Origin of the sequence: Arthrobacter liuii (assembly GCF_014639275.1) — a bacterium.
GTDB classification, from domain to species: domain Bacteria; phylum Actinomycetota; class Actinomycetes; order Actinomycetales; family Micrococcaceae; genus Arthrobacter; species Arthrobacter liuii.
Window position 1 is genome coordinate 1 of the sequence record NZ_BMFW01000050.1, and the last position, 17,400, is coordinate 17,400.

Consider the following 17,400-nt stretch of genomic DNA (forward strand, 5'->3'; position numbering starts at 1 on the left):
AGCGACCATCGCCATCAACGGCACCACGCAGACGTTCGCCCCCGATATTGCCGCCGAGCAGCAGGCCATTCTCGATGCCATCCGCAACCCAAAACTCACGCACTAACGAAATGAGCCAAGTCAGGTCTGATGGCCGGTACCGGACCCAGCCAAGGAACCGCGCCAACGCCCGGCCTGGAGGGAAGGGGTGCGTGGCGACTGTGATGGCGGGCACAAACCGTGTTGAATCGGGGGCATGGCTAATCTGAATCCGGCGATCCCGGACGAGCAACCACCGACCTCTTTCCACGACCTCGACCACTACCTGTCCATCCCGCGGGTAAGCGGCCTGGCGCTGAGCCCGGACGGGTCCCGTCTGGTCACCACGGTGAGCACCCTGAATGGCAAGGGCACCGAGTTTGCCACCGCGTTGTGGGAGCTGGACCCGGCCGGGCAGAAGCACGCACGGCGCATCACCCGGAGCACCAAGGGTGAAGCCGGTGCTGCCTTCGCGGCCAATGGTGACGTTTACTTCACGTCCGCACGTCCCGACCCGGACAGCCCGGACGAAGAGCCGGTCAACGCGCTGTGGCTGCTCCCGGCCGACGGTGGGGAAGCGCGGGTGGTCCTCAGCCGGCCCGGCGGCGTCAGCAAGGTGTTGACGGCCAGGCACGCCGACGCGGCGTTCGTCACGGCTGAAGTGCTGGCGGGATCAGCCGATGAGGAGGACGATGCCGAGCGGCGCAAATCCCGCAAGGATAAAAAGGTTTCGGCCATCCTCCACAGCGAGTACCCGGTCCGTTACTGGGATGCCGACCTTGGCCCGGGCCAGCCCCGGATCTTTGCCGTGGAGCCGGGCACGGACATGGGACCGGGCAAACCAGCCACTGTTGACGCCACCGTCCCCCTGGCCCTGCGCAACCTCACACCTGACTCCGGACCGCGGCTGAGGGAAGCCGGGACGGTTGTCAGCCCGGATGGCAAGACCGTCTACAGCAGCTACACCAAACCCCTGGCCAAGGCGGACAGCCGCTCAATCCTGGTGGCAGTGGACGTGGCGTCCGGCAGCCTCAAGGTGCTCGTGGACCGGGAAGGCTTGAGCTACTTTCCGGGACCGGTCAGCCCGGATGGCAAGACATTGGTGGTGGTCAGCGAGAGCGATTCCACCCCGCAGCAGGCACCCGAAATCAAACTGCACCTGCTTGACGTCTCTGGGCGCGCCGCCCAGGATGCCGCCGGCCTGCAGCCCCTGGCGCACGACTGGGACCGCTGGCCCAAGCCTGCGGCGTGGCTCCCGGACGGCTCCGCAATCCTGGTGACGGCGGACGACGACGGCGCGTCGCCGGTTTTCCGGGTCAGCGTGCCGGCAGCTGCCGCGCAGGTGGGCGTCACCCGGGTAACGCAGGACGCGGCGGCCTACACCGACGTCGTCATTTCGCCTGAGGGGCGCAGTGCATACGCCCTGCGCAGCTCTTATGAATTCCCCGCCGAAGCGGTACGGATTGACCTGGCCACCGGAGAAACCACCCGCCTGCCCGCACCGGCTGAACGGCCTGCATGTCCCGGCCGGCTGGAGCGCATCGCCGCCACCGCAGCCGACGGCTCCCGGGTCCCCGCCTACCTCGCCCTGCCGGAGGGAGCCTCGGCGGACCATCCGGCGCCGCTGCTCCTGTGGATCCACGGGGGTCCGCTCGGATCCTGGAACGCGTGGACGTGGCGCTGGAACCCGTGGCTCCTCACCGCCAAGGGGTATGCCGTGGTGCTGCCGGATCCGGCGCTGTCCACCGGCTACGGCCAGGCCTACATCCAGCGCGGCTGGGGCTCCTGGGGGAAGGAGCCCTTCACCGACCTCATGGCCGTGACCGATGCCGCCGTGGAGCGGCATGACATTGATGAGGCCCGGACCGCTGCGATGGGCGGCTCCTTTGGCGGCTATATGGCCAACTGGGTGGCGGGCAACACGGACCGGTTCAAGGCAGTTGTCACCCACGCCAGCCTCTGGGTCCTGGACCAGTTCGGCCCCACCACGGATGCCTCGCAGTACTGGCTGAAGGAAATGACCGAAGAGATGGCGCTCGAGAACTCGCCGCACCTCCACGCGGAGAACATCAGCACTCCCATGCTGGTGATCCACGGGGACAAGGACTACCGGGTGCCGATAGGGGAGGGCCTGCGGCTCTGGTACGAGCTGCTCTCCAAATCCCGGCTCGCGGCTGACCAGGACGGGCAGACGCCGCACCGGTTCCTGTACTTCCCGGACGAGAACCACTGGGTCCTCCAGCCCCAGCACGCCAAGGTCTGGTACCAGGTGGTGGAGTGGTTCCTGGCAAAGAACGTCCTGGGCCAGGACCTCGAACTGCCGCCTGAACTGGGGCTCTAGTTTCTCTCTAACCGGTACAGGGCACCACCTGCAGGGGGCAGCGCAAACGGTGAAGGGGGCTGGGGCATTTACGTAGCGTGCGTCTAAGCGAGGCACGAGCGAGCACGCGGTAAATGCCGCAGTCACCGAGCCGAGAGCCCTTCGCCTCATAGGATGGCTGTGTGACTGACTCCTTCCACATCCGCCCAGCACGCACCAGTGACGTCCCTGCCATCAAGAGGCTGGTGGCGCCCCTGGCTGAGGAGCGCATCCTCATGGCAAAGGAGACGGTGGCGTACTACGAGAGCCTCCAGGAGTTCCGCATTGCCGAGTCCTACGACGGCGAAATGGTCGGCTGCGGGGCCCTGCACGTGATGTGGGAGGACCTCGCCGAAATCCGCACCCTCGCGGCGTCCGGGCAGTGGCGGGGCAAGGGGGTGGGGCACGTCCTGGTGGAAAGCCTGCTGGAAGAGGCCCGCGCCCTGGGCGTCGCGCGGGTCTTCTGCCTCACGTTCGAGGTGGACTTCTTCAAGCGCCACGGCTTTGAAGTCATGGCGGACCAGTCCGCGGTGGACCCGGAAGTGTACTCAGAGCTTCTCCGCTCGCACGACGAAGGCGTGGCCGAATTCCTGGACCTGGCACGCGTTAAGCCCAATACCCTCGGCAACACCCGGATGATCCGCACCCTCTAGGATGTCCGGCGGCCACCCGACGGACATCCGCATTTGCTTTACTCGAATTGGTGGATAAACTATTCAAGGCCGATATGTGGGGGGCCTCAGAAAAGGGACAGCCGTTGGGGGCTGTCCCTTTCCTGCGTCCGGGACCGCCCGGCGTCGGAAGTGGTCCGGAAAGCCGGGCAGGAGGAACCTACCGCAAGCGGCGATCCCGGTAGTAGGGTCGAAAAACACATCCTTCACGAGCACAGCCAGGAGCGCACCGCCATGAAGAAACTCATCAACGATCCAAAATCCGTTGTCCAGGAATCAGTCCAGGGATTTGGCCTGGCACACGCCGGACTGGTCACCGTCAGCGAAGACCCCATCTACATCACGCGCAAGGATGCGCCCGTGGCCGGCAAGGTGGGGCTGGTTTCCGGCGGCGGCAGCGGCCATGAGCCGCTGCACGCCGGCTACGTGGGGCAGGGAATGCTCGACGCCGCCGTGCCGGGGGCGGTGTTCACCTCACCTACGCCGGACCAGATCCTTCCGGCCACCCTCGCAGTCAACTCAGGTGCCGGCGTCGTGCACATCGTCAAAAACTACACCGGCGACGTCCTGAACTTTGAGACGGCTGGCGAACTGGCCGAGGCGGAGGGCGTGAGCGTCCGGACCGTACTGGTCAATGACGACGTCGCGGTGGAGGACTCGCTCTACACGGCCGGCCGCCGCGGGGTGGGCGGGACCGTGCTCGTGGAAAAGATCGCAGGAGCCGCCGCCGAGCGTGGGGACGGCCTCGACGCCGTGGCTGCCATCGGCGAACGGGTCAACGCCAACGTCAGGACCATGGGCGTTGCACTGTCAGCCTGCACGGTCCCGCACGCAGGAACGCCCAGTTTCGACCTCGACGAGGATGAGATCGAGATCGGCATCGGCATCCACGGTGAACCCGGCAGGCACCGGATTCCCATGGAAAACGCGGACAGCATCACCAACCGCCTGCTGGAACCAGTCCTGGCCGACCTGAAGGTCAGTTCCGGGGACAAGGTGCTGCTTTTCGTCAACGGCATGGGCGGCACTCCGCTGAGCGAGCTCTACATTGTGTACCGCCGCGCTGTACAGGTGCTGGCCGACGCAGGTGCCACCGTGGAACGGTCGCTGGTGGGCAACTACATCACGGCACTGGAAATGCAGGGCTGCTCCATCTCCGTGCTCCGGCTCGATGACGAGCTGACGGAACTCTGGGACGCACCCGTGCACACCGCCGCGCTGCGCTGGGGCGTGTAACCGTGGTGCTGGACGCCAACTGGGCCGTGAAGTGGCTGACCCTGTGCGCGCAGGCCATGGCTGAGCACCGCGTTGAATTGATCGAACTGGACCGCGCCATCGGGGACTCGGACCACGGCGAGAACATGGACCGTGGCTTTCAGGCCGTCCTTGCCAAGCTCGGCGAATCGACACCTGAGACGCCGGGGGCAGCGCTGAAGATGACCGCCATGACCCTGATGTCCAAGGTGGGGGGCGCTGCCGGGCCCCTCTACGGCACGGCCTTCCTTCGCGCCGCCACAGCCCTGGGTGATTCCGCCCAGATCGACCCGTCCGCCTGGGCCGATGCCCTGGCGGCGGCCAGGGACGGGATCGTGGCACGCGGGAAGGCGGAGTCGGGGGACAAGACAATGGTGGACGCCTGGACACCTGCAGTTGATGCGGCCCGGGCGGCAGCCGACGGCGGCAGCACGGACGTCCTCGGCGTCCTGGTGGCGGCCGCCGAGGCCGCTGAGGCAGGGGCGGTGGCTACCGACCCGATGATCGCACGGAAAGGCCGCGCGAGTTATCTTGGCGAACGCAGTGCCGGCCACCGGGATCCCGGAGCCGTGTCCAGCGCGCTGATTCTGCGGGCCGCCGTCGGGGCAGCTGCGTGACCGTAAGCATCGTGGTGGTGTCCCATAGCGAAAAGATTGCCGACGGCGCCGTGGAGCTTGCCGCGCAAATGGCGCCGGACGTGGTGATCCTGCCGGCCGGGGGCACCGACGACGGCAGGATCGGCACCAGCCTTGGGAAAGTCCTCGCCGCCCTTGAACAGGCAGGCGGGGAGGGCACAGTGGTCCTGACGGACCTGGGTTCCGCAGTGATGACGGCCGAATCGGCACTCGAGTTCCTGGAAAGTCCTGCCGGTGTCCTGCTCGCGGACGCGCCGTTGGTGGAGGGCCTGGTGGCCGCAGCCGTCGCCGCGCAGGGCGGAGCGGACGTGCAAGCGGTCCGGCAGGCGGCTGAAGGCACGCGGGGTCCGGGCAACCAGCCGCAGCCGGCAGGTTGGGAAGCAGGGCGCGGATCAGTCAGCAGTGCCGCACCTGACTGCACCGGGGACTTTGAGTTGGTTAACCAGGCAGGCATGCACGCCCGGCCAGCCGCGAAAGTGGCAGGAGGCCTGGCCTCCCTTGACGCCGAGGTGACCATCAACGGGGTGGATGGCGCGTCCATGACCGGGTTGATGACCCTGGGAGCCGGGAAAGGCACGGTGCTGCACGTGGAAGCGTGGGGTGCTGATGCGGAACGGGCAGTGGAGTACGTCAGAAGCCTGGTGGAGGCGGGCTTCGGCGAGCCCTGACCTCCCCGGCCGCTCCTGGCCATAAGCTCGATGGCATGGAAAGGCCGTTTGCAGAGAACTCCCAGGAAATCGAAGTGCTGGACGGCCAGATCTCCGTGGAGGAACTGCTTGCCGAACTTGGCTTCAACTGGAGCGTTGAAGCGGTGGGCGGCGGTCCGGCGACCGGAACTTGTGAAGGTGGAACTTTTACCCAGCCCGCACTGTTCTGACGGGGACTGGTTCTGCGTGGGCCTGTGCCGGCTAAAACACTGTGCACGCTAGCCCAGCGGGAAGACGCCGATGAACCAGAACAGGGCGACTGCGAAGACCGCGAAAAACGGGATCAGGCAGCCCAGGGCCGTGCGCGGCTCTGAGGAAACCTGGAGCGATTCGTTCGGGTCCGCCGGGTTGTAGGCCACCTCGATCAGCGACCCAGGCAAGGGCTGCTCCACGAGGGAGACCTCGGACTTGCCCATGAAGAGGGTGCCGCGCTGATCGGTGAACTGGTAGGTGGGGTAGTAGCGAAGGTTCCGGCTGGAGCCGCCCACGCCGCTGGTCCAGCCTGTGGTACTGCCGGTCACGGTGGCTTGCGCCTTGGGCCAGTCCGCCATCAGCTGGGCCTGGCGCCTGGTCCTGCGGACGGCATGGACCAGCGAGAATATCGTGGCAGCAACGTACAGCGCCCACACGATGTACAGGATGGTTTTCATGGCTTCCCCCCGGTAGCGGTCCCCAAGAAGTATGCCATCCCCCGGCGGCGCCGCTGGCAGGTCAGGCTGGGAGCCGGTAGCCGCCGTCGTGCATCTCTGCGAGCCCGTCCGCCAGCAGCCCGGCCAGCGCCCGCTCCAGTTGTTCAGGGGCGGAGTTGAGCCGGTGCAGAGCGGCAAGGGGCACGCCGACTCCGTCCGGGGCAAAGCCAAGATCAGCCGGTTCACGCTGGAACATGTCCGGCGGCACCGGCATTTCCGCCAGCCGGAGCACGGCCAGCACGGCGCCGCGGACTTGGCGGTCGGTCCCGTGCCATGCCTGGCCCTTGGGAACGTACGACGGCGGGGGCTCACCCGCCGCGAGCCACGCACAGGAGTCTTTGACCGGGCAGGCGGCGCACTTGGGCGCCCGGGCCGTGCACACCAGCGCCCCCAGTTCCATGACCGCAGCGTTCCAGCGCACGGAGGTCCCGTCGTCGTCCGGCAACAGGCCTGCGGCCAAACGCATTTCGGCCGCGGTCAGCGCGGGGGCGGGAAGCGCGACGCCGGAGACCAGACGGGCATGAACCCTGCGGATGTTGGTATCGACCACCGTTTCCCGCCGGCCATACGCGAAGGCTGCCACTGCCGCGGCCGTGTAACTGCCCACCCCGGGAAGTGCCAGCAGGTCCGCGTAGGTGTCCGGAACCTTGCCGCCGTGCTCCTGCACGATGGCCGTGGCGGCGGCGTGCAGCCTCAGGGCCCGGCGGGGATAGCCCAGGCGGCCCCAGGAACGGACGGCTTCTCCTGCCGGTTCGCCTGCCAGTCCGGCGGGCGTAGGCCAGCGCTTAAGCCACTCTTGCCAGACGGGAAGCACCCGGACCACGGGCGTCTGCTGCAGCATGATTTCGCTGACCAGCACGCCCCACGGGGAGCAGTCGGGTTCCCGCCAGGGCAGGTCGCGGGCAATGCCGGCGAACCAGGAGTTGATCCGGTGGTGGAGCAACTGCAGGTCCGCGGGGGCCGCTGGAGTGTCCGTAGTGGCGGAGGTTTGAGTATCGATGCCAACACTGTAGTGGATGGGTTCACGCTGGCCGAAAACCGGTTGTGACAAGGGCAATGTGCGCGGGGCGGCGTGGTGGCAAGGCAGAACCGGCGGTGTTCCCTAGCCTAGGAGGATGGGCAGGCAAGGCGATTCACCAGCACGCGGCACGGCATCGGGTTCCAGCAGCGTCCGGAAGCCGAGCGCCGCCGTGTACCGCCGCCGTCGGCTCGTGGTTGGTGGCGCGCTGTTAGTGGTGATTGCGCTGGTGGTCAGCGGCTTCGCCCTGGCCGGTGCCTTCAGGGGCGGTTCGCAGCAGGCGTCATCCACCCAGTCGTCTTCCCCGGAACCGGCTGCCTCCACGCCTGCCCCGTCCGCTGCCGCCACCCCTCCTGCTTCCGCGCAGGCAACCCCCTCCGCCGCGCCGTCGCCCACTGCCTCCGCGACACCCTCGTGCAACCAGAACCTGGTGACTGTGTCGGCCTCCACCGACAAGCCGGCGTATGGCCCGGCGGAAAACCCGTTGCTGACCCTAAAGGTCACCAACGGCGGCACCGTCCCCTGCGAAGTCAACATCGGGACCTCGCAGATGGAATTCCTGGTGACCAGCGGCTCCGATCGGGTCTTCTCCTCAAAGGACTGCCAGGCGTCGAGCGAGGACCTGGTGAAGGTGATTGCGCCCGGTGCCAGCGAAACCGCAAACTTTCCGTGGAGCCGGACCCGCAGTGCCGATGGCTGCAAGGCGGTGGCTGCAGCCCCTGGCGGCGGCGGGGCGTACTACATCTTCACCGCGAAGCTGGGCTCCCGGGCCAGCCCGAAGGCCGTCTTCCAGCTGAACTAGCATCGATTGCTCCGTGGATGTCGTTTTCAGCCTCCAAAAGGACATTTACGGAGCAATCGATGCTCTAGAGGAAGCGGTCCAGGAGGCTTGCTTCAGCCATCCGGCTCAGGCCTTCGCGTACTGTGCGGGCGCGCTGGTCGCCGATGCCGTCAACGGTCATCAGGTCGTCGATGGTGGCGGCCATCAGGAACTGCAGGCCCCCGAAATGGTCCACCAGTCGGTCGGCGACGGCCTTGGGAACTGCTTTCAGCCCGGACAGCAGCCGGTAGCCGCGGGGCTGGACGACGGCGTCCAGGTTGGCCTCGCCACCCGCAAATCCCACGATCGCCGAGATCTTGCCCAGATCGATCAGTTCTGTCGGACCCAGGCTGACCAGCTCAGTGACAAACTTTTCGATGTCCTCCGCGGAGGCATTGGGGCTCGCGTAGTCGCGGATTATTACGTCGCTGCCCGGACCCCGGCCCACCGTGAGCTCATCGAGTTGGAGGGAGAGGAGCCGGCCGTCTTCGCCCAGTTCCAGCACGTACTGGGAGATTTCCTCCGAAATCCGGCGGACCATCTCCTGCCGCTGCAAGGTCACGGCCACATCGCGCACGGTCACCATTGCCTCGATCTCGAGGGCCGAGAGCGAGCTGGTGACCTGGTCCAGGCGGGCAACGTAGCGCTCCAGGGTGGCCAGGGCCTGGTTGGCGCGGGCCAGGACATTTTCCGAGCCTTCAAGGACGTGCCGCAGCCCGTTGACGTAGAGGGCGATAATCTGCATGGACTGGCTCACGGAAATGACCGGGACCCCGGTCTGCTTGGCCACCCGTTCCGCCGTGCGGTGGCGGGTGCCCGACTCCTGCGTCTCGATGCTCGAGTCCGGGACCAGCTGGACTGCGGCACGCAGGATGTTGCCCGCGTCCTTGTCGCAAATGATGGCACCGTCCATCTTGGCCAGTTCACGCAGCCGGGTGGGCGAGAATTCGATGCCGATATCGAATCCGCCGGAGCAGATGGAATCGATGGTGCGGTCGGAGCCCAGGACGATCAGGGCACCGGTGCGGCCCCGGAGGATCCGTTCCAGGCCGTCGCGAAGGGGAGTTCCGGGTGCAACCCTGCCCAGAGTGGCCCTCAATGATTCTTCGGGGCTCCGCGCCATAGGTGTATCCCTTCAAAGATGCGGACCGCCGCCCGCAGGAATGCCGGCATCCGCACTTGGCCGGCAGGATCAAAAAGTGCTCTGATTCCCGCAAGCTCAATGATAGGGGTAAGGAACCCCAGTTCCGCACGGGCAAGCCCCAAAGTGCCTCATTAGGGGGTGTCCGGAACGGCTGGAAAAATGCCGGATGGAGCACGTGCCGGGCAAGCACTTTTGCCCCTCTTGCCCGTTTGCCATGGTGTTGCTCAGACGGGTTCTGCCAGGGGAGTGACCGTCTTGGTGCTGCTGTCCCAGAGCCGCGCTCCCGTGCAGCGGCCCTCGACCCGCAGGTCCAGCAGGTCCATCGCCGTTCCCAGTTGCTGCCCCGGAATGCGGCGGGAGATGGTGACGTGGGGCGTCCAGGCCCCCGGCAGCGTCAGCGGCAACGCGCCGGACAGGCCTTGGTGAAGGTGCCGGTGCAGGTCCAGAAGGGCGCCAGTCAGCAGGACCGACCTGGCCAGGACGTACTTGCCCGCACCTGCGGGAAAAACGATTGCTCCGGAAAACGTTGTGTCGACTGGCAACTCCTCCCATGGCCCCTCCTGCCACGGTCCCTCCGGGCAGGCCTGCAGGCCGGTGCCGGCCGCAAGCGTGATGTGCGGGCTGTTGCTGGGGGAGATGTGCGCTGCCAGGCTCGGAAGGTTCGCGGCCGCCAGCCGCGCCCAGTCGGCCCGGATGAGGGAGTCAGTGGGGCCGTCAAAGACCAGCTCGATGCTGCGCATGAACACATCATGCCGTTACCCGGCACCCTTTGACCGCCAGGGGTCGCCTGTCCGGGAAACTTCAGGGGGCTCCCGAAGGGAATCGTCAGCGCTTGCGCTCCCGAAGCATCCGCTCCAATTCCCTGCTGACTTTCGAAAGGGAGGCGGCCCGAAGCGCCTTGTGTTCTGCCGCCGACTGGACGCCCCGCTTTGGCAAGGGGCCGGAGGGAAGGGCTGAACCCGGCTGTTGCGGCCCCGCATTGGCCGGGCGTGTGGCCGGGTTGATAGCCAGCGGGTCAAAGAAAAGGTTGCCGGAGAAAGTGGTGCCATGCATCATTCGCCAAAGCTAACTTCCCTGCATTTCGCGGCTTTGAACGTCCGGTTTCGCCCGCGTTAAGCGGAACAGGTGCCGTTTGCGCCCCTGCGATAAACTTGTACTTTGGCCGTTTGCCAATGATATGCCCCGCCCTCGAGTCGCAGCGCAGTACCCGAAAGGCCCCTGGGCAGCCACAAACCGCAGCGAAAGTAGCACCGTGTCCCAAGATGTCCTGACCCCCGCCCGGATCTCCGAGATTCACAAGGAGGCGGGCCGCCGCAGGACCTTTGCCGTCATTTCGCACCCGGACGCGGGTAAGTCCACGCTCACCGAGGCCCTGGCCCTGCATGCAAGGGTGATCGGCACGGCCGGCGCCTCCAGCGGCAAGGCCAACCGCAAGGAAACGGTCTCTGACTGGATGCAGATGGAGAAGGACCGCGGTATCTCCATCAGCTCCGCTGCACTGCAGTTCTCCTACCGGGACACTGTCATCAACCTGCTGGACACCCCCGGCCACGCAGACTTTTCCGAGGACACCTACCGTGTGCTCGCCGCCGTCGACTGTGCCGTGATGCTGGTGGACGCCGCCAAGGGCCTGGAAACCCAGACGATGAAGCTCTTTGAGGTCTGCAAGCAGCGTAACCTGCCCATCATTACCGTCATCAACAAGTGGGACCGGCCCGGCCTGGACGCCCTGGCACTGATGGACGAAATCACCGAGCGCACCGGGCTGCAGCCGATGCCGCTGACCTGGGCCGTGGGCATCTCCGGTGACTTCCGCGGCGTCTGGGACCTGCGCAACGACCGCTTCGCCCGTTTCCAGCGCAACAACGCGGGCGCGCAGATCGCCATCACCGAATACTTCACCCCGGAGGAGGCGGCGGAAAGCCAGGGCAGCAACTGGTCCGACGCCGTGGACGAAGCCGGACTGGTCATCGACTCCAACCTTGAGTTCGACGTCGACGCCTTCCACGCAGGCAAGGCAACCCCCATCCTGTTCAGCTCCGCCGCCCTGAACTTCGGCGTCAAGGAACTGCTGGACGCACTGGTGGACTTCGCAACGCCGGCGTCTCCGCGCCCGGACGTGGACGGCAACCTCCGCCCGGTGGAGTCCCCGTTCTCCGGCTTCGTATTCAAGGTCCAGGCCGGCATGAACAAGGCCCATCGCGACCACGTGGCCTTCATCCGCGTCTGCTCCGGTGTCTTCGAGCGTGGCATGGTGGTCACCCAGACCCGCACCGGCAAGTCCTTCGCCACCAAGTACGCCCAGCAGGTGTTCGGCCGCGAACGCGAAGTCATTGACGAGGCGTACCCCGGGGATGTGGTGGGCCTCGTGAACGCGTCCTCACTGCGTGTGGGCGACAGCCTGTTCCTCGAGAACCCGGTGGAATACCCCGCCATCCCGCTGTTCGCCCCCGAGCACTTCCAGGTGGCCCGCTCCAAGGACCCCAGCAAGTTCAAGCAGTTCCGCCGCGGCATCGAACAGCTGGAACACGAGGGCGTCATCCAGGTGCTCCGCTCCGACGTCCGCGGCGACCAGGCGCCGGTGCTTGCCGCCGTCGGGCCCATGCAGTTCGAGGTGGTGGAGGACCGCATGGCGCACGACTTCAGCGCCCCCATGCGCCTGGAACGCCTGCCCTACTCACTGGCCAGGATTTCGACGGCGGAAGCCATGCCCACGCTGGCCAACGTGCCGGGCGCTGAGGTGCTTTTGCGGTCCGACGGCGAGTACCTGGCCCTGTTCAACGACGTCTGGGCGCTGCGGCGGATCGAGAAAAACCATCCGGACCTGACACTCGTGCCCATCGGCACGCACAACCCGGCGAAGTAGGGTGGGCAACATGCCGGCAGTCCCGGCCCAACCCCGCGCAGTGGTGACCGGTTCCGGCACCATCAACCCCCTCGGTTCCACGGTCAAGGAAACCTGGGAGGCCCTGCTTGACGGGCACTCAGGCATTGCCGCGCTGGAACAGGACTGGGCGGAACAGCTGCCGGTCAGGATCGCCGGGCAGGTCAGGGCGGACCTCACGGAGCACCTCAGCACCCGCGAGATGAAGCGGATGGACAGGTGCGGGCAGCTGGCGCTGGTTGCAGCACGGGAGGCATGGGCGCGGGCGGGTGCTCCGGAGGTGGATCCGGAGCGGTTCGCCGTGGTGATCGGCTCCGCTTACGGCGGACTGGGCTCCACCATCGAGCAGGACCGCACCCTTGCCGCGTCCGGTCCGCGCAAGGTTTCGCCGCACACCCTCACCCGGCTCATGGTGAACGGCCCTGCCGCCTGGGTGTCCATCGACTTGGGCGCCCGCGGAGGCGCCCGGACGCCTGTCAGCGCCTGCGCCTCCGGGGCTGAGGCGATTGTCCAGGCAGCCGAAATGATCCGCTCCGGTGCTGCCGACGTCGTGATTGCAGGCGGTGTTGACGCCTCGGTGAACGACCTGGTGATCAGCGGTTTCTCCCAGATCCGTGCCCTGTCCACCCGTTCGGGTGATCCGCAGCGGGCCTCGCGCCCGTTCGACGGCGGCCGGGACGGCTTTGTGCTCGCTGAGGGCGCTGCCGTAGTGGTGCTGGAGAGCGAACGGCACGCCCGCGCCCGTGGCGCTGCCATCCTGGGGGCTGTTGCCGGGGGAGCCGTAACCTCCGATGCCAACGACATCGTTGCCGCGGATCCGGCCATGCAGCGGCGGGTCATGCAGAAGGCGCTGGATGCGGCGGGCATGCAGCCGGCTGACATCGGCTTTGTCCACGCGCACGCCACCTCCACTCCCGTGGGTGACAGGCTGGAAGGCCAGGCGATCAACGCGGTCTTCGGTGCCCAGGTGCCGGTCACGTCCACGAAGGGCCACACCGGCCACCTGCTGGGCGGCGCCGGTTCGCTGGCCGCCGTCGTGGTCCTCGAAGCCCTGCGCACCGGCCAGATGCCCGGGACGCTGAACGTGGAGGCACTGGACCCGGAAGTGGACCTTAACGTCATCACCGAAGGCACCCACCAGCTGCCGCCGGGTTACGCCCCGGCAGGGCTGGTGAATGCCTTCGGATTCGGTGGCCACAGCGTGGCCTTGGTGATTGCCGGCGCTTAGTCGCAAACTCCCGGGCCGGTGTGTGATCCCGGCGCAGGCTTGCTGTCACGCCCGACTGGGAATGGTGCCCTGAGCGGGCGCCGGACGGTCCTCCGCCTCGTCCAGCGGACCATCGTTGACCGCGGAGCCGCCGCGTTCCTTGAGGAAGTAGACCAGGCCGGCCGCCAACGCGGATGCCGCGGCGAGGGCGAACAGCCCGGGGACCACGCTGCCGGTCTGCTCCTTGATGATGCCGAAGCCGAACGGTGCCACGTGGACGCGTCGCTGATCGTGATCGGGCTGCGCCACCGTACCCAGGTGGGCAAGTTCATCCTGGGCAGCCATGCCCAGCAGATCCTCATGCGGGCGGACCGGCCGGTACTGGCGGTGAAGGCCGACGGCGGGCGCTAACGCAACACCTCCCGTGCTCTCCGTGAATGCAACCCCCGCCGGCCGCTGCTGCCGGCGGGGGTCGTCAACTCAGCACTGAACTTCCGTGACGAGGTCGCTCAGCGCGGCCTGGACATTCTTTGCCTCATCCCGGAGGGAGTCGAGGGCCTGGGTCAAGGTGGCGTTGTCGGGAATGTCGTTGACGGCCGCGACGAAGCGGTTTGCAGCCAACTTGACGGCGTCGAGACGGGCCTTGGCATCAGTGCCAACTGCCGTCACCAGGTCGTCATAGGCCTTGATCACCTGGTCCCGCGAGACGCGGGCCTCGTCCACCGTCACCCCCGTTTTGATCTTGTCCTTGAAGCTGGTGAGCGCTTTGGCAAAGGCGTCAGCAGCGCTGCAGATAGCTGCGGCGTTGGTCGATTGCGGGCTGGACGTGGTTGCCCCGGACGTTGGACTGGCGGTCTTTGTGCTGGACGTCGTGGGGCTCGACGTGGCCGTCGGGCTGGACGTAGCCGTCGCGCTGGAGGTGCCCGCTGGCGGGCTGGTGGTGCCGCTGCAGCCCGCCAGCAGCACCAGCGCTGCGCTGAGCGCCAGCAACTGCGCACTGAGTCGAGATGGTTTCGACATGGAAGATCCCTTTCAGGTGGCTGATGTCCTGGCAGCCCGATCACTGGCAGGTATAGACCATGGTTGGCAACGGGCGGCGGGCATGCCTCACCCGCCGGGGATGATCCGGGTGATGCAATGGCTTGGGCCGCCCCCGGGCCGGCGGCACTTGCCGGACGCGTCACCCGTGGAAGGTGATGAAATGCGGCCCGGCCGGTGATCGAATGTGGGCAGGAATCCCCTTGACGATGGGAAGGAAAATGCCATGTGCCGCTGGCTAGCATATTCGGGTTCTCCCGTGCCGCTGGATGACCTTCTCTACAAGCCCGCCAATTCGCTCGTCATGCAAGGCAAGCACGCACGTATGGGAGTTGAAACCACCAACGGGGACGGGTTCGGCGTGGGATGGTATGGAGCCACCCCCATTCCGGGGGTCTTCCACAGTACCGAACCTGTTTGGCACGACCGCAATCTGCGTGAGCTTGCCGAACATGCCTCGGCCAGCCGCGTGTTCGCCCACATCCGTGCAACTACCGGCACGGCCGTCCAACAGACCAATTGCCATCCGTTCCGCCACGGCCGGTGGCTTTGGATGCACAACGGAGCCCTCTCGGATTTCCTGAAGGTGAAGCGCGACCTGGCCATGGCCGTCGAGCCGGGGCTGTACCCCGAGATCGAGGGGTCAACGGATTCGGAATTGTTCTTCTACCTGGCGCTGACTTTTGGGCTGGAACAGGATCCCCGCGCGGCAGTTTCCGAGGCAGTGGGATTCATCGAAGACACTGGACGGCGCCACGGCATCGAACACCCGATCCAGATGACGGTGGCAACCACCGACGGCGACACCACGTGGGCCTTCCGCTACTCCAGCGAGGGCAAGTCCCGGTCGCTCTTCCACAGCACCGACGTGGCAACGCTTCGTGCCCAGTATCCGGAAAACCCCCTGCTCCACGGGCTCTCGGACGAATCGCGGCTGGTGGTCTCCGAGCCGCTCGGCGATCTCCGGGGCGCCTGGGTAGAGGTACCTGATGCCATGTGCGTCGTTGTGCACGAGGGCGAGGAGGAGCTCCACCCGTTCGCGCCGTCGTCCTCCTAGCTGCTTGACACCTCAGCTGCTTGATACCTCACCGATGCACCTGGGGAGTCTCGTCCTCAGGAGGCTTTTCGGTTGACCCGCCCGGCGCCGTGCCGCCCGCGGGCAGCGCTCCCACGGCAGGACGGCAAAGGATTTCGACCAGAAGGACCGTGAGCCCAGCGAGGACTGCAATCCCGATGGCGAGGGCCGTCGTCGGGTGCTGCCAGAGGATGAGGACCATGACGGCCACGCCGACGACGACCGCTTCCACGGTTCGGCGGAAGCGGGCCAGCCACAGCTGCCATGGCCTGGGCTGCCCGGCAGCTGGCCTTCCACTGACATCGTGCCTGGTCCGTGCCAGCCTTCCCCGGACAGACGAGGCAGCGCTCGAATGGCCGGCGAAAAATGCAGCAGCGGCGATGAGCACGCCCGCCACGAAGACAAACCGCAAACCTGCCCATAAAGGCACAAGAAGGGCATCAGCAAGGCTCTGCGCCGCCGCTGGGGAGACGGTGGACGACGGCACCATGCCGAGGAAGACATCCAGCCCGATGGCAAGCATCAGGGCAAGCGCCGCCATGGCTGCCGCAATGGCCAAGCCGACCTGGCTCGTTGTCCGCAGCCGCCGACCCCGGGGTGCCAGGGCGACCGCCCCGGCGGCGCTGAGCGGAGTCAGCCAAGCCAGGATCGGGGCGGCACGGTCCAGGGTCCGGATGGCCTCCGTGGCCTTGGCGAGTTCGGGGGATTGAAGCAGGACGATCTGTGCGTCGACTTCAGGGATCCTGGCCGCTATCGAAACCCCCTGCTCTACCAGGAGGCTTTTGACGCGGGCAATGACTTCCTTCGTCGAGATTGTGACTATGCCGCTTTCGTCGACGCTGACGGTGCCGCCGGTCTGTCCCCTGGCCAGGTTGACGATTCCCTGGTGCGCCAGCGTGTTGGCCCGTGTCCACAGAGCCTGGAACTCCGGGCTGGCTACGAACCGGGAGACGGTGCCGTGGATCAGGTCCCTGGTCTGCTCTGCGATGGCCGGAGCAAACCCGGCGATTACCGCGGCCACCCGGGGCGCAACCTTGCCCAGTTCAGCCATGGCGTCCCGCGTGATGCCTTCGATGTCGACGGCGTCGCTGATTTGCGCGGTGACTTTACTGCTGATCTCCGCCTGGATGGCGGGATCGGAGGCCAGGGGCGCCACGATGGCCACATACCGGCCGGTATCCAGGACCTCGGTGCGCAGGTAAAGTGCCGGTACGGCAGCTAAGGCCAGTACCGCAGTGAGGAATACCAGGACAACGGCAACGACCCGGCGCACTGGACCCGTGCCTTGTCCGGCGGATTCCGGTCCGGTTTTCACAAGCTTGGAAAGGCCGGGAGGGCGGGCTCCGCCATCAGCCCTAGGACAGCGAAGGGACTGCCCGGTCGCTGCACGGGAACCACCTCCAACGTTTCGATTAGGAAAGGGGCCTGTGAGTAGTCCCTGTCCTCATTGTCCGCGCAGCTGCCAACGCCGGCCCCATCCGGCCGGGGTGATCCGGGTGCCAAGGACCTTGTGCCCTTATTGACGGCCACGGCCCCGACCTACGATCGGTTCCGTGGGAGCGCTGCAAATTCCCGAATGGGCGGCTGGTCCGCCACTGAGGCTACGGCCACCTCCGCGCGGTTCGGCTACCCTCCGCCGCCGGCGCTTGGAAGACGCCCTGGCGGCGGTCGTGGACGCACATCGGCTGACCCTTGTCAGTGCGCCGGCAGGCTACGGAAAAACCACCTTCCTGGCTGATTGGGTCCGCAGAAGCAGGGCAAAGTCATAGGGTCGTTGCAACGCTCTGATTGATGGAGCGTTAGATGGTCAAGTTGTTCCCGTCGAATGCCCGCACTGAGTTTGTTGATTTGGTGTGCGGCGGGCTGTCGATTCTGGAGGCC

At 66.6% G+C, this 17,400-nt stretch carries 17 protein-coding genes; 11 read left to right on the plus strand and 6 right to left on the minus strand.

The features are described from left to right. The first annotated feature begins 235 nt into the window (after positions 1–235). From IEW19_RS22195 to IEW19_RS22220, 6 genes are all read left to right on the plus strand, one after another. Complete coding sequence (locus IEW19_RS22195; protein ID WP_188573726.1) at positions 236–2,359, plus strand: S9 family peptidase; 2,124 nt, start codon at positions 236–238, stop codon at positions 2,357–2,359. 161 nt (positions 2,360–2,520) lie between these two features. Beyond that, on the plus strand, positions 2,521–3,030 hold the full coding sequence (locus IEW19_RS22200; protein ID WP_188573727.1) for an amino-acid N-acetyltransferase: 510 nt from the start codon (positions 2,521–2,523) through the stop codon (positions 3,028–3,030). Positions 3,031–3,282: 252 nt separating this feature from the next. After that, positions 3,283–4,284, plus strand: coding sequence for a dihydroxyacetone kinase subunit DhaK (gene dhaK / locus IEW19_RS22205; RefSeq protein WP_188573728.1), 1,002 nt, complete (start codon positions 3,283–3,285; stop codon positions 4,282–4,284). 2 nt (positions 4,285–4,286) lie between these two features. Continuing rightward, a complete protein-coding gene (gene dhaL, locus IEW19_RS22210; protein WP_188573729.1) occupies positions 4,287–4,919 on the plus strand; it encodes a dihydroxyacetone kinase subunit DhaL in 633 nt (210 codons plus the stop codon). Further along, a complete protein-coding gene (gene dhaM / locus IEW19_RS22215; RefSeq protein WP_188573730.1) occupies positions 4,916–5,605 on the plus strand; it encodes a dihydroxyacetone kinase phosphoryl donor subunit DhaM in 690 nt (229 codons plus the stop codon). Before dhaL ends, dhaM begins: the two co-directional genes overlap by 4 nt. A 35-nt stretch (positions 5,606–5,640) precedes the next feature. Further along, entirely contained in the window at positions 5,641–5,814 is a 174-nt protein-coding gene (locus IEW19_RS22220; RefSeq protein WP_188573731.1) for a hypothetical protein, read from the plus strand. A gap of 48 nt (positions 5,815–5,862) precedes the next feature. On the opposite strand, the gene IEW19_RS22225 is transcribed toward IEW19_RS22220, so the two are convergent. Next, positions 5,863–6,294, minus strand: coding sequence for a DUF3592 domain-containing protein (locus tag IEW19_RS22225; protein WP_188573732.1), 432 nt, complete (start codon positions 6,292–6,294; stop codon positions 5,863–5,865). A 61-nt stretch (positions 6,295–6,355) separates the two neighbouring features. Continuing rightward, the gene (locus IEW19_RS22230; RefSeq protein ID WP_188573741.1) at positions 6,356–7,282 is read right to left on the minus strand and encodes an iron-sulfur binding domain-containing protein; all 927 of its coding nucleotides are present in this window, start codon (positions 7,280–7,282) and stop codon (positions 6,356–6,358) included. 166 nt (positions 7,283–7,448) lie between these two features. Between IEW19_RS22230 and IEW19_RS22235 the strand changes: the two genes are divergently transcribed. Continuing rightward, complete coding sequence (locus IEW19_RS22235) at positions 7,449–8,153, plus strand: hypothetical protein (RefSeq protein ID WP_188573733.1); 705 nt, start codon at positions 7,449–7,451, stop codon at positions 8,151–8,153. 64 nt (positions 8,154–8,217) lie between these two features. Here the strand turns inward: IEW19_RS22235 and disA are convergent, their stop codons facing one another. Next, positions 8,218–9,294 (minus strand): DNA integrity scanning diadenylate cyclase DisA, encoded by a 1,077-nt coding sequence (disA, locus tag IEW19_RS22240; protein WP_188573734.1) that lies wholly within the window; start codon positions 9,292–9,294, stop codon positions 8,218–8,220. A 245-nt stretch (positions 9,295–9,539) separates the two neighbouring features. Next, the gene (locus IEW19_RS22245) at positions 9,540–10,055 is read right to left on the minus strand and encodes a 2'-5' RNA ligase family protein (RefSeq protein WP_188573735.1); all 516 of its coding nucleotides are present in this window, start codon (positions 10,053–10,055) and stop codon (positions 9,540–9,542) included. A 512-nt stretch (positions 10,056–10,567) separates the two neighbouring features. On the opposite strand from IEW19_RS22245, the gene IEW19_RS22250 reads away from it, so the two are divergent. Genes IEW19_RS22250 through IEW19_RS24360 form a run of 3 tightly spaced genes read left to right on the plus strand, consistent with a single transcriptional unit; the run spans position 10,568 to position 13,817 of the window. Then, positions 10,568–12,181 carry a peptide chain release factor 3 gene (locus IEW19_RS22250; RefSeq protein WP_188573736.1) on the plus strand — a complete coding sequence of 538 codons (1,614 nt, stop codon included), beginning with the start codon at positions 10,568–10,570 and terminating at the stop codon, positions 12,179–12,181. A 10-nt stretch (positions 12,182–12,191) separates the two neighbouring features. Continuing rightward, on the plus strand, positions 12,192–13,427 hold the full coding sequence (locus tag IEW19_RS22255) for a beta-ketoacyl-[acyl-carrier-protein] synthase family protein (RefSeq protein WP_188573737.1): 1,236 nt from the start codon (positions 12,192–12,194) through the stop codon (positions 13,425–13,427). 18 nt (positions 13,428–13,445) lie between these two features. Further along, a complete protein-coding gene (locus tag IEW19_RS24360; protein WP_373283642.1) occupies positions 13,446–13,817 on the plus strand; it encodes a universal stress protein in 372 nt (123 codons plus the stop codon). A gap of 69 nt (positions 13,818–13,886) precedes the next feature. On the opposite strand, the gene IEW19_RS22265 is transcribed toward IEW19_RS24360, so the two are convergent. After that, positions 13,887–14,426, minus strand: a complete 540-nt coding sequence (locus tag IEW19_RS22265; RefSeq protein ID WP_188573738.1) for a hypothetical protein — start codon at positions 14,424–14,426, stop codon at positions 13,887–13,889. Positions 14,427–14,670: 244 nt separating this feature from the next. Between IEW19_RS22265 and IEW19_RS22270 the strand changes: the two genes are divergently transcribed. Next, complete coding sequence (locus tag IEW19_RS22270; protein ID WP_188573739.1) at positions 14,671–15,501, plus strand: class II glutamine amidotransferase; 831 nt, start codon at positions 14,671–14,673, stop codon at positions 15,499–15,501. A gap of 28 nt (positions 15,502–15,529) precedes the next feature. Here IEW19_RS22270 and IEW19_RS22275 read toward each other — a convergent pair whose 3' ends face one another. Continuing rightward, positions 15,530–16,792, minus strand: coding sequence for a hypothetical protein (locus IEW19_RS22275; protein ID WP_188573740.1), 1,263 nt, complete (start codon positions 16,790–16,792; stop codon positions 15,530–15,532). Positions 16,793–17,400 lie beyond the last annotated feature (608 nt).